General features: G+C 51.3%; 13 protein-coding genes. All 13 read right to left on the bottom strand.

Annotation, left to right across the window (positions count from 1 at the left end):
- Positions 1-1,067 (bottom strand): CHC2 zinc finger domain-containing protein (locus tag DWV16_RS18200; protein ID WP_243007369.1); only part of this gene is annotated, 1,067 nt, incomplete at its 3' end.
- 6 nt (positions 1,068-1,073) lie between these two features.
- Positions 1,074-1,352 carry a hypothetical protein gene (locus DWV16_RS18205; RefSeq protein ID WP_002588974.1) on the bottom strand — a complete coding sequence of 93 codons (279 nt, stop codon included), beginning with the start codon at positions 1,350-1,352 and terminating at the stop codon, positions 1,074-1,076.
- Positions 1,349-3,448, bottom strand: coding sequence for a type IA DNA topoisomerase (locus tag DWV16_RS18210; protein ID WP_007862391.1), 2,100 nt, complete (start codon positions 3,446-3,448; stop codon positions 1,349-1,351). The genes DWV16_RS18205 and DWV16_RS18210 overlap by 4 nt, the downstream gene beginning before the upstream one ends.
- Positions 3,429-4,136, bottom strand: a complete 708-nt coding sequence (locus DWV16_RS18215; protein WP_002589131.1) for a hypothetical protein — start codon at positions 4,134-4,136, stop codon at positions 3,429-3,431. The genes DWV16_RS18210 and DWV16_RS18215 overlap by 20 nt, the downstream gene beginning before the upstream one ends.
- Before the next feature lie 147 nt (positions 4,137-4,283).
- Positions 4,284-5,036 (bottom strand): DUF4366 domain-containing protein, encoded by a 753-nt coding sequence (locus DWV16_RS18225; protein WP_002589132.1) that lies wholly within the window; start codon positions 5,034-5,036, stop codon positions 4,284-4,286.
- On the bottom strand, positions 5,026-5,277 hold the full coding sequence (locus DWV16_RS18230) for a DUF4315 family protein (RefSeq protein ID WP_002589133.1): 252 nt from the start codon (positions 5,275-5,277) through the stop codon (positions 5,026-5,028). The genes DWV16_RS18225 and DWV16_RS18230 overlap by 11 nt, the downstream gene beginning before the upstream one ends.
- 29 nt (positions 5,278-5,306) lie before the next feature.
- Positions 5,307-7,016 carry a CHAP domain-containing protein gene (locus DWV16_RS18235; protein WP_038271071.1) on the bottom strand — a complete coding sequence of 570 codons (1,710 nt, stop codon included), beginning with the start codon at positions 7,014-7,016 and terminating at the stop codon, positions 5,307-5,309.
- Positions 7,009-7,383, bottom strand: a complete 375-nt coding sequence (locus DWV16_RS18240; protein ID WP_002569211.1) for a DUF3851 family protein — start codon at positions 7,381-7,383, stop codon at positions 7,009-7,011. The genes DWV16_RS18235 and DWV16_RS18240 overlap by 8 nt, the downstream gene beginning before the upstream one ends.
- A gap of 2 nt (positions 7,384-7,385) precedes the next feature.
- Positions 7,386-9,785 carry a VirB4-like conjugal transfer ATPase, CD1110 family gene (locus DWV16_RS18245; protein ID WP_118480867.1) on the bottom strand — a complete coding sequence of 800 codons (2,400 nt, stop codon included), beginning with the start codon at positions 9,783-9,785 and terminating at the stop codon, positions 7,386-7,388.
- The gene (locus DWV16_RS18250) at positions 9,742-10,197 is read right to left on the bottom strand and encodes a PrgI family protein (RefSeq protein ID WP_002589059.1); all 456 of its coding nucleotides are present in this window, start codon (positions 10,195-10,197) and stop codon (positions 9,742-9,744) included. The genes DWV16_RS18245 and DWV16_RS18250 overlap by 44 nt, the downstream gene beginning before the upstream one ends.
- A gap of 14 nt (positions 10,198-10,211) precedes the next feature.
- The gene (locus DWV16_RS18255; RefSeq protein ID WP_002589060.1) at positions 10,212-10,757 is read right to left on the bottom strand and encodes an MT-A70 family methyltransferase; all 546 of its coding nucleotides are present in this window, start codon (positions 10,755-10,757) and stop codon (positions 10,212-10,214) included.
- A gap of 13 nt (positions 10,758-10,770) precedes the next feature.
- A complete protein-coding gene (locus DWV16_RS18260) occupies positions 10,771-11,640 on the bottom strand; it encodes a VirB6/TrbL-like conjugal transfer protein, CD1112 family (protein WP_002589061.1) in 870 nt (289 codons plus the stop codon).
- A 69-nt stretch (positions 11,641-11,709) separates the two neighbouring features.
- Positions 11,710-11,872, bottom strand: a 163-nt coding sequence (locus tag DWV16_RS18265) for a Maff2 family mobile element protein (RefSeq protein ID WP_118480865.1), incomplete at its 5' end; no start/stop codon positions are given.

Below are 11,872 nucleotides of genomic sequence, written 5' to 3' on the forward strand. Positions count from 1 at the left end.
AGAGCCTCCATGAATGCCTCATAATTTGGCACATTGCCGGAAAGGGAGGAAGCAAGCTCCGGCAAAGGTTTCCCATCAGTCTGGCTCACATCAAAGACCTTGACCGGGCGAAACATGGGGATCTCGATTTCTTTTTCCTCTGTGATGATCTTTCCGTCTTTATCCAGAATCGGAGCCTTGGTATCCGGGTCCAGTTTCTGCTCCTCGATTTTCTTCTTGTACGGTGTGGGGGCGATGATGGTAATGCCATGTTCTCCCTTTTTAACATGACGCTCAAACTGGTCTTTCCACTTATTGTATCCGGCTACCAAAGTGGCGTCCGGCTTCTGCATATAGATGAGCATGGTGTTGTTTACCGAATAGCGGTGGAAGCGGGACATGACGGACAGATAGCGCATATACTTTTCACTCTCAAACAGTTCTTTGATGCCCTGCTCGATGCCATCTGTGATTTCCCTTAGCCGCTCTCGGTTGGTGGGTTTGTTCTCAGCCATGATTTTCAATCTCCTTTCCAAGTGTGTGATTTCTGCTGTGTGTTCTGCAATCCATGCCCTTTGTTCTTCTTCACTTTCATACAGAAAAAGGTCCAGCAGGTACTCTACATAGATTTTTTTCTGGATTGCTTCCACAAAACGGGGGTGCGGTTCTTCCTCCAGTGTCCGGGGAGAATTGTCGGCCTCCCATTTTTTCAGCAGATAGTAGTAATCGGACAGTACGCGATAACACCGCTGCCGGTCCTCCCGAAACTTTTGTGCCTCGGTTTTCTGCCGGACATATCTCCTGCGGGGAGGGGCCTGACTGTCATAGATCAGGCCAAAGTCCTGTGCCAGTTTCTCCGCCGCTTCTTTTGAGGAGAGGTCAAAGAGCTTTGCGGTAAAGTCGATCACATCCCCATCTTCACCGCAGCCAAAGCAGTGGAACCGCTGGTCTACCTTCATGCTTGGGTTCTTATCATCGTGAAAGGGACAGCAGGCCATGCCATTTCGTTTGACCTCGATCCCATAAAACGCTGCCGCATCTCTGGTGCTGACCGACTGCTTGACTGCTTCAAATACATTCTCTGTCATGTGCCTTTAACTGCCGGACTTTCGCATAGGAGGCTGGTATCCGGCGGCTTTCGCACGCTCACTGGCGGCTTTGCGGCGTTCTGCGCTATATGGCTCTCGGACTGATACACACCGCTTTGGGACGGTAAAGTTATGGGCGTCCTTTCGGGTGATCTGGTCGGGGTGCTTTTTTGCCAGCAGATCCAGCTTCTCCATCAGACGGGGATCATGGGTATAGATCTCAGCCATTGGTTCTGCCTGATTATAGAGGAGAATGGTTTCCCGTTCCGCTAAAGAGAGCTTCATCGGCTGCCTCCTTTCCGCTGGTCAAATTCCAGCTTGAAGTTAGCGTACTGTCCATCATCCTCCAAAACCACAGCGGCATCGTAGGTCTTTCCGGTTTTCTCCGAATATAGGCCCGTCACACGGACACGGCCATCGTTAAGCAGTGCAGACACCACAGCCTTGGTCGGCTGTTTTTTCTTGGCAGCCCACCATTTGTTGTTTTTCCAGATTGCAAATTTGCAATCTTTGTTCTGACAGAAGAAGCCTTTTTGCAATTCTGCAACTTCACCGCCGCAGCGGGGGCATTTGCCCACCACCTCACGGGGCGGAGTGAACAGGTACTCGGTTCCCTTGATGACCTGATAAGTTCCCACCAGATCTTTCAGCATGGTGCTGATCCCGTCCAGAAACTCCTCCGGGGCAAGCTGCCCGCGCTCGATCTCGCCCAGGCGGTACTCCCACTCGGCAGTCAGAAGCGGCGATTGCAGCTGTTCCGGCAAGACTGTGATCAGGGAGACTGCATCGTGGGAAGGGAGAAGCTGCACCGTTTTCCTGTTCTTTTTTCGTTCCAGAAAACCGGCAGATACCAGCTTTTCCAAAATACCGGCACGAGTGGCCGGTGTCCCCAGACCTTTTCGCTCGGCATCCTCCGGCATATCCTCTTTTCCGGCAGTCTCCATCGCGGACAATAGGGTGTCCTCCGTAAAGCGCTGAGGAGGACTGCTTTTGCCTTCTTTGATGATTGCAGCAGCAACCGAAAGGGTCTGTCCTTCGGTCAGCTCCGGCAGGGCTTTCTCTGCGCCCTCTTTTTTCGGCTCTGCATCCTTCGTTTTGGCACGGTAAGCGTCCTCCAGTGCTTTCCATCCGGGGTGCTTCACTGTTTTTCCTTTGGCGGTAAACTCCCCACCGGCACACGCTGCAATCACAACGGTTTCCGAATAGATATGGGGCTGGGCTACGGCGCACAGCAGACGCAGGGCCACCAGCTCCAGCACCGCTTTTTCTCCCGCAGGAAGGGCAGAAAGGTCTGCATCCTTGAGATTTCTGGTAGGGATTACCGCGTGGTGGTCAGTTACTTTCTTATCGTTGATGACCGCATGGGAGTCACAGGTAATGGCGATCCCTTTGCGAAACGGCATAGCATTGGCAACCAGATTCACCAGCACCGGCAGGCTGTCTGCCATATCACCGGTCAGATAGCGGCTGTCAGTACGGGGATAGGTGCAAAGCTTCTTTTCATACAGGTTTTGCAGATAGTCCAGGGTCTGCTGGGCTGTAAATCCAAGCAGGCGGTTGGCATCTCTTTGCAGAGCAGTCAGGTCATAGAGGGCAGGCGGCTTTTCGGACTTTTCCTTGCGCTCCATCTTTTTGATTGTGACATTTGCACCCTGACAGGCTTCTTTCAGCTGCTCGGCAGCAGCCTTATCCGCCATGCGCTCCCCGGATACGGTAAGACCGGGCAGCTCCAGCGCCACGGTATAAAAGGGAACCGGCTTAAAGGTGTCGATCTCAGCTTCTCGCTGGACAATGAGTGCCAGCGTTGGGGACATAACGCGCCCGATGTTGAGTGTGCGGTGGTACAGCACGGAAAACAGCCTTGTGGCATTGATCCCCACCAGCCAGTCCGCCTTGGCACGGCAGAGGGCAGCATCCCGAAGTTCATCATAGTCCGCACCGGGGCGCAGGTTTGCAAAGCCCTCCCTTATGGCGGAGTCCTCCATCGAAGAAATCCAGAGCCTTTTCATCGGCTTTTGGCAACCTGCCAGCTCGTAGACGCTGCGGAAGATCAGCTCGCCCTCGCGTCCGGCATCACAGGCATTTACCACTTCCGTCACATCCGGGGCATTCATCAGCTTTTTGAGAATATCAAACTGCTTCTTTTTATCTTTGCCCACCACCATCTGCCAATGCTCCGGCAGGATAGGCAGGTCATCATATCGCCACTTGGCGTACTTGGGGTCATAGCTGTCTGCATCCGCAAGACCGGCCAGATGGCCCACGCACCAGCTGACACGCCAGCCGTTGCCCTCCAGATACCCGTTCTTACGGGCAGTTGCACCGATCACCGCCGCCAGACTTTGTGCAACCGATGGTTTTTCAGCAATCACCAGCTTCATAATCTTCAACCTCCCATTCATTCTGCCAATTATCAGACAGTTTTTTTGCAATGCTGTGTTCTGAGGCAAGTGTAATGTCATAGCCAAAGCGATAATCATATCGGTACAACCTGCCAATCAAATCATTGATTATGATATTGCAGGCCATAATCACACGCTCTTTATCCACCTGCATCAGTTGATAGCGTTGATAATTGTTGTAATATTCTCGATGTCTGTGGGTTCTGCTGACCGTATCTTCCATCAGACAATCTATGGCATCTTTTTCACCATCTTCTTTGCTGCCCTGTGTATAAGACAACAGTTCCTTAACCATGGGAAAACTTTGTTCATCTACCGTTGCTTCTTCGCTCAAAAAACCGATATAAGCTTTTAGTAACAGGCTAACTGCTGTTTTTTCAGCTTCAGATAAAGCGTTCATGGTCTCCGCTGCATCAGGCAACAGTTCCTTTTCCACAAATTCATCTATCTCACCAGAATAAAGCATTCGGATTGAGTCCACACATAAAGAGCGCTTTTGGGGTGCGGTCTCAATTTCAAAATCATAAAGATCCAAGTCATCGTCCTTCTTTGACTTTTTTTGAACTTTGCTGATAGCAGTGAAAAGAATGTCTCCTCCAAAGTAAATTCCGAAGGCGACCAGATCAAAAATAATCAGAAAGTGTAATAACCAGTTCCATGTGTTCATTGTGAGGTCCTCCTTTCTTTGACCATGTGCTGATTTTGGGTGTGGATTTACAGTAAGAGAGTGAGTAGAGCAGCAGAGGACAGGAATTTCTCCCTGTCCTCTGTCCCTTATCCCGCAATGATTTGAAATACGCTACGCTCAAATGGTTCAATCTGCTCTATCGCGTTCCTCATTAGGGTCAGAACCCTCAAAACCATCCTCAAGGACTTCCTCATCTTCGGTTTCCCATTCCTCGGAATCTTCCTCACCATAATCATAATCGTCCAGACTGTCATTGCCCTTGGTCTTAGGCTTATTCTTAACGAGCTTCAAGTAGGCAAATACGCCACCGCCGCCCAGCAGAGCCAGCAGAAGGATCAGCGCAGCCGGGTTCAGTCCGGCAGGCTTCTCTTTTTCCGGCTCCGGTGTTTCTGCCGGAGGTTCCGGTGCTTTTCCCGTACATTTACTCTTATCAGTTACACAGACCGGACAGGCCGTATTAACTGCCCCTGCTTCACATTTCTTCGTGCAGCTGCACACAGCAGGCGGCTCCTCTTTGGGTTTTCCATCTTCCATCAGCGCCATCAGGTCCGCTTCATCCACCTGGTTCAGAAAGTGAACAGCAGTCTTTTTATCCTCGTTGGCCCTGTCGATCAGGATATAAAAATAGTTGCCCGCCTTGGTGGTAACGGTAATGAGCTGTTTATTGCCCCCGAAATCATCCACCAGAGCGGCGTTGCCCTCCGGGGTCAGCGGAGGTGCTTTTTCCGTTTCTTCCACCACCACATTGCTGTCATTGGTGGTATCCTCTGCCGGGGGCGGCGCTGCGCCCTGGGCAAAAGCGGGAACGGTAAAGCCCGATGCCAGCACCAGCGTCAGACAAAGGGCGGAAAGTGTTCGGAGCAATCGTTTATTCCTCATAGCTGTTTTCCTCCTGTTCGTTGTTGTCATCAGCAAAACTGCCGGGAACTGTGCCTCCGGACAGCATGGCGCTCAGCTGAGCCGGGGTCATACGCAGTGCGCGCACCATCTGGACGATCTCCAGATTTTCTGCCTCGGTTTTCTGTACCTCCAGCGCCTTGAGCTTTTCCTGATACTCTGCGATCTTCTCGCGGACCTTAGCAATCTCCTGGTCAATGCGTTCAATTTTGTTCTTTGCCATCGTCTATCACTCCTTCTAAAAAATCTCTGTTACCAGTTCATCAGGCCGTAGCCCTTGATACTCTGATAATTCAGGTCATAACTTTTGATCTTGCAGGCATCGCCGGAATTTCCCTCCACGGTATAAACACGGCTGCCATCGGTGCCGACAACAATTCCCACATGGTCTGCGGAACCATCCAGATCCCAATCGAAGAAAATGGCATCACCGGGGGCGATGTTTTCATATCCTCGTGCGCCCCACTGTCCATGAGACTGGAACCACGGAACACCCTGAGACTGACAACCAGCAAAGCGTGGTTCCGTTCGACCGGATTGACCATAGCACCATGATACAAAGCAGGCACACCATTCCACACGGGAGTCAAAGCCGTACCAGCTCCAATAAGGTTGTCCTCCCACATTGCCCACCTGACTTTTCGCCAGTTCCACCAGCTGCGGATTGCCGGGGCGGGTGCCATTGATAAATTCAACACCAGTCAAATCTTCAGAAACACCTGTATCGGGAGAACCGCCACCAAATAACAGCGGCTTATTGCCCATAGTCTGTCGGTAGACCTGGTACATCTCCATCTGCTCCGGAGTCAGTAGTTCTGGCGCAAGAGAGGCAATGGAACGGCTTGTTAAAGTTACATGGAGAATACGATATTCATATTCATGCTCATCACCATCTTCGTCAGTGTAAGTGCGAATCTGAATTTCTTCTCTCAGCGTAAGCTGATACTGTGCATCAAACACATGATCCAGCTCTGCCTGTGCGCTGTGGCGTGTATAGCCTTGCAAGACAGCAGAGAGAACTGCCGCCAGCTCATGGGGGTCATGGCCAATCATATCCAGGTTATAGCGATACTCGTCATACCCTGGGTGGCTGCTTTCGATGTTGTCGATTTTCTCCTGCAACCGAGCTTCTCTGTCTGCATAATCTGCCTCCACCGCCAGCATTTCCGGGTCATCCGATGGATAGGTAGTGCCGGAAATTACAGAACCAATACTCTGTGCCATCATAGAGCAGGAGAACATGGTATTCATCAGCATACAGGCGATGAGGAACAAAACCCCTGCGATCAGGAAGCCCTTCTTGTGGCGCATGACGAATGCCCCTGCCTGCTGTGCCTTTTCTTTTACCGTCCTTGCGGCTTTTCCGGTTTTGGACGCAGCCTGGGCGGTATTTCCGGCAGTCTGACCGGTGCGCTTGGCGACGGCATACTGCTTTTTGATACTCTGTTTTTGCTGCCAGCGGGAGAGAGGGTTGCTGGTAAACTGAGGATTTTCCCGTAGGGACTTCTGGTACAGGGCATTTACATTTGCCTTTTCCAGCTTCTGCTCGGCCTGGGCTGCTTTGCGGTACGGCTTCAGCTTGTGGCTGCGATAGCCCTCCCGCACCAGATAAGCGCTGGTCTCCACCGCCTCCTCGGACTTGTGGGCGCTTTCCACGCCCACATTGTCCTGTTCTGTTTCCCGGATCTCTTTGTGAAACTTGCCCGCGACCAGATGGACGGGAGCTTCCTTAACCCCTTGAGAAAGTTTGGAAGGTGGTTTTTTCTTGTCCTCAAAGGTCAGCTTCGAGGTCTTTTTCCCGGTGTCCGGGTCAATGACCGTCTGTCTGACTTTTTTCTTTGGAATATTGGCCTGCGCCTTATCTGCTCTGGCCGTAGCTTTCTCCGTTTTGCGGATCGGCTTTTCCAGTGCAGGGTCAGCCCGTTCCTCATCAGTAAAGCGCAGGCGCGGCTCTTTATTCAAACCAATCACCCATTAGGATAGCATCCATCATGTGGTGCAGCTCCACATAGAGGGCCAAACCTTCCGGATCATATAGCGGATGCACGGTGAGATACGCATGGACTTGCGCCAGAATCTCAGAGAGCATTGTGATAGGTCTGCACCCTACAATGGTTGCTGCACCAGGGGCACACATCATATTCGCCCAAATCGAAAAGAGACGGGCAAGACCAATTTCGCCATCCTCATTCAAGGTTTTGAGTTCTTTGTCAGCGGTACGACACTCAACAACAGCGGAGGCCATTACCGGAAGCAACATGAATTCGTGAGCCTCCAATGCCTCACGGAAAAAAATCATGGTATCAAGTTCGCAAATATTCTGTTTCATAGTTATTCATCCTCCTTTTTCAGTTCCTGGGGTTTGGTGGTCATAATGCGGTAAAGCTCAGTATTCTTCGGGAAGTGGTCAACGAAGGGCAGGATGGTGGAGCCATAGAACAGCAGGCCCTCGCCCTCACCGGAGTGGGTCACATAGCTAAGCTGGTGCGTGGAAATGCCCAGCTGCTTGGCGAGAATCTGACGGTCTCCGCCTGCCTGGTTGAGCATATACACGAAGTCGGAGTTTTCAAAGATGTTCTCCACCTCGCGGCTGCTCAAAAGGTCTTTGACATTCTGGGTGATACCTGTCGGAATACCGCCCCATTTGCGGAATCGCTTCCAGATTTCCACCGTATAAGCGGCGGTCTGCTCCTCCTTCAAAAGCAGGTGCATCTCGTCGATGTAATAACGGGTGGACTTGTGGGCAGCGCGGTTAATGGTAACGCGGTTCCACACCTGATCCTGGACCACCAACATACCGATTTTCTTGAGTTGCTTGCCCAGCTCCTTAATGTCATAGCAGACAATGCGGTTATTGATGTCCACATTGCTCTGGTGATTGAACACATTGAGGGAGCCGGTTACATAGATTTCAAGGGCCGTGGCGATATACTGGGCTTCCTTTTCCTCCTGTGAACGGAGCAGGTTATATAGGTCCTCCAGTATGGGCATATTCTCCGGGCGCGGGTCATTGAGGTAGGTCTGATAGACCAGACGCACACAACGGTCGATGATGGTTTTCTGCACCGGCTGCAATCCGTCCTTACCGCCCACGATCAGCTCACACAAGCTGAGGATAAAGTCAGACTTGAGGGACAGCGGGCTTTCATCATCCGAATAGTCCAGGTTCAGATCCATCGGATTGATGTAGTTGGTTGAGGTAGGCGAGATCTTGATGACCTGCCCATGCAGACGATCCACCAGAGGTGCGTACTCCGCTTCCGGGTCACAGATGATGACATCATCATTGGTAAGCAAAAAGCAGTTGGCAATCTCACGCTTGGCGCTGAAAGACTTACCGGAACCCGGCGTACCCAAAATCAAGCCGTTGGGGTTTTTCAGCAGCTTTCTATCCACCATGATGAGGTTGTTGGACAGGGCATTGATGCCGTAGTACAGGGCTTCCTTGCCGTTCTGGAATAATTCCTGTGTGGTGAATGGTACAAAGATAGCCGTAGAACTGGTGGTCAGCCCTCGCTGAATCTCGATCTGATTGAGTCCCAGGGGCAGACAGCTCATCAGCCCTTCTTCCTGCTGGAAGTCCAGTCTGGTCAGCTGGCAGTTATACTTCTGGGCAATAGAGCCTGCCTGAAAGATGTTGTTGCCAAGCTGACGGGGGGTGTCCGCTGTGTTCAGCACCAAAAAGGAGACCAGGAACATTCTCTCGTTTCGGCTCTGCAAATCCTGCAACAGCTTTTTCGCTTCGCTGCCGTAGGTGGCAAGGTCAGAAGGAATGATGTCCATGTCGTATCCGGCGCGGACTGCTTTTTTCTGTTCCTCAATCTTACTGCGGTCCAGATCGGTAATCTTACGCTTTACCGTTTTGATGGCTTTCACCTGATCCACCGACTGAATGTGCATACTCACAATGAGCGAGCTTTCCATAGCCAGAAAATCAGCCAGCAGACGGTCATTCAGCTCTGGGGCTAAAATCTGCAAAAAAGAAACAGCCCCGTATTTCTTGCCCATACGGAACTGCTTGCCGGTGCGGAACTCAAAGGAGCTTGGTGCAATAAAATCTTTCGTGGACAGGCCGGAAGGAGCCAGCCAGTCCCATTCAAACTGAAACGGGAGCTGTTCATCCATGTGGAATACCGCATGAAGCTGGGAAAGCCTTTCCTTACCGTCCAATGTTCTGGCGGCTACACCAAGACGCTTGAAGTTATTGAGTATATCGGTCTCAATACGCTCCAGACGGGGCTTGGCGGCTTTGATGCTGTCAGCGTTGATACCAAAGGTCAGGTATTTGGTCTTGATGAGACCGTTGTTGCCTCTGGCCAGCTGATTTTGCAGCATCGTGGTATATTCCTCACGGATACTGTCAAAGGCATCCCCCTGGGGCGGAATGGAAATGGAGTTGGCAAAGGTCTCCTCCGATGCCGCAAGGTTCAAAAAAGACAGCTGGAAGTGAATCGAGCTGTCGAAATAATTGAGGAAATCACACCAGCCCTCAAAGATCGCGGTCTTATCTTCATTTTGGGAGAGCTGATAGTTGATGTCCTGAAACTGAATGGTCTTTGTGTAGTGGCTGTCCGATACGCGGCAGATCCCGTCCGGCCACATTCGTTCATAGGGGATACTGTCCTGTGCCGATTTTCCTTTTTTGTCCGTGCGGTTGGCGCGGGCAATGGCCGCTTCGATCTGCTTCTTATCGGCGCGGGACAGCTTTTTCTTTGTCTTTACCGGATGCACGGTCTTTTCTTCCGGTTTTCCCAGCAGACGGCGCAGCCAGCTTTTCATTGCGGTGAACAATGTCATACACCTCCTTATCGAGCATTTCCTGCCGCTTTAATACGGCATAAAAGTTATTGGTCTGGTAGGGACGCTGCTTGGGACGGATCACAGCTACTTTGAGGATGTTGCCGACGATCTTTTCCAGGGGCTGTCCATGCTTTTCATACATTGCCAGCAGGAAGAAGGGCATCATGACCAGCATCATACACATGGCAGCCATGCTGTTTCCCGCAGGCTCACGGAGCCACAAGAACAGCGGTACACCTACAAGCGCCCCGGCGGTAAAGCAGACCAGCTGCCTTCGTGTCAGATTGAACATGACCTTGGTTTTGACTTTGGTTAAATCTTTGGGTACGGGTACATAAGCCATATTATCCACCTCCTTTATGGGAATGAAATAGAGCTGTCCACTTCATTTCCCCACACATCCCAACCGGGTGTGGATTGACGAGCAAACAGTTCTATGCGCGGGAGATCACCCATCAATGAGACAATGCGTTCTCTGGCTTCCTGCGGTTTTTTTGAATGTTCTTCAATGTGAGAGACAATGACCTGATGAACAGCTGCGTTTATACGCTTGGGATGTCCTTTCGTTGCGAGGATACAAAGTTCCACATTGGAGCGCGTCCAATATCCCATTCCCCAGAACAAGCTATCTGCCTTTCGATTTTGCTTTACCCAAACAAAGCCGACGGTTTTATAGGTAAATCCCCATGCCTTCAGAACTGAGAGACCTTCCAGTAAACATGGAATCGTGACCCATAAAAACAAGGCACAGTCTTTATCCGCCAAGTTGCCTACTGGCAGCGCACAAATATCCTCGATACTCATGGTCGGATAGTGACTTTCTGCACTGCGTCCCAATCCTTTCTTGGAATATACTTTGTAGTTCCATGGCGGGTCTGCGTAAATGATTTGATATTTTTTCATACAGAACCCTCCTTTAGTGCGCCTGAAAGACTGATTTTGCGAGACTGCCGGTTTTGAACAGCGTAAAGCACAGCAGTACGGTGTAGCCCACGCAGCTCCAGATTGCCATGATGATGTCATCTTCCAGAGCGATGTTCTGCACCAGCACAGCATAAATTGCCACGCAGACGATGATGAGAAACGCCTGAAAGCCCAGCGCCAGCAGGGAGCGGAGGTAGTTCTGTCCCATCCCGCCCCATTCCTTGCCCATCATGGCAGCCATCGGAAGCGGCGCAACGGATGTGACAAGGTAGATCTCAATCATACGGCCATAAATGACGATAAAGATACAGATATACAGCGCCCACATGGTAATGCCAATAAAGAGGGACTGGAACCAAAGCCCGAATAGCGGTCCCAGATCCATTTCCATAAGTCTCGGCTCCATATCTGCCAAAACAGAAGAAATGTCAATGGACGCATCCGAACCGATGATCCCTGCTGCCTGCGCTACTACGCTCTGCGCCATATCAAAGACGCCCATCACGATATTCCATGTGTTTGTGACAATGAGGATGGCGGCGGCTGATTTGAACACCCACTTAAAAATCATCCAGGTGTCCACATCATGCAGGTTGTTCTTGTCTGCGATCATCTGGATCAGGTCTACGGTCATCACGATAGCCAGGATCACGCCTGCAATCGGCACCATAATGGAGTTTGACAGGTTCTCAATCATGCTGAAAATACTGCCATTCCATCCCTGTGGGGTCTGGCCTACCTGTACGGATATATCCGCGACTTGTTGGTTTACGCTGTCAAACATCCCCGAAAGGTTGCTCATAATCCCGCCCACCAGCATTTCTTTCAGCCAATTTGTCAGGGCTTCAAGTAAGAAATCCATACGGTGTCAACCTCCTTTCCGCCGCCCCCGCAAAACTGCGGGAGCGGCAAGGATTTCATGCAGGGACGCTTAGACAGAGAACAGCCCGGAGAGCAGAGGTACAAGGACCATGCCGACCACGGCTACACCAGCGCCGGCCATGAGCTGCTTCATGCCCTGTGATTTTGCACCAGGGTTGTCGTTGCCGTAACCTTCGAGCAGGTTGATAACGCCCCAGATACCGAGACCGGCA

The sequence above is a fragment of the Anaerotruncus sp. AF02-27 genome (assembly GCF_003465835.1).
GTDB lineage: Bacteria > Bacillota > Clostridia > Oscillospirales > Ruminococcaceae > Anaerotruncus > Anaerotruncus rubiinfantis.

Bases quoted from the DNA above. Each gene is read 5' to 3' on its own strand.
- DWV16_RS18210 (WP_007862391.1), bottom strand. From the start codon at position 3,448: ATGAAGCTGGTGATTGCTGAAAAACCATCGGTTGCACAAAGTCTGGCG.
- DWV16_RS18205 (WP_002588974.1), bottom strand. From the start codon at position 1,352: ATGAAGCTCTCTTTAGCGGAACGGGAAACCATTCTCCTCTATAATCAG.
- DWV16_RS18250 (WP_002589059.1), bottom strand. From the start codon at position 10,197: ATGGCTTATGTACCCGTACCCAAAGATTTAACCAAAGTCAAAACCAAG.
- DWV16_RS18260 (WP_002589061.1), bottom strand. From the start codon at position 11,640: ATGGATTTCTTACTTGAAGCCCTGACAAATTGGCTGAAAGAAATGCTG.
- DWV16_RS18255 (WP_002589060.1), bottom strand. From the start codon at position 10,757: ATGAAAAAATATCAAATCATTTACGCAGACCCGCCATGGAACTACAAA.
- DWV16_RS18230 (WP_002589133.1), bottom strand. From the start codon at position 5,277: ATGGCAAAGAACAAAATTGAACGCATTGACCAGGAGATTGCTAAGGTC.
- DWV16_RS18225 (WP_002589132.1), bottom strand. From the start codon at position 5,036: ATGAGGAATAAACGATTGCTCCGAACACTTTCCGCCCTTTGTCTGACG.
- DWV16_RS18215 (WP_002589131.1), bottom strand. From the start codon at position 4,136: ATGAACACATGGAACTGGTTATTACACTTTCTGATTATTTTTGATCTG.
- DWV16_RS18240 (WP_002569211.1), bottom strand. From the start codon at position 7,383: ATGAAACAGAATATTTGCGAACTTGATACCATGATTTTTTTCCGTGAG.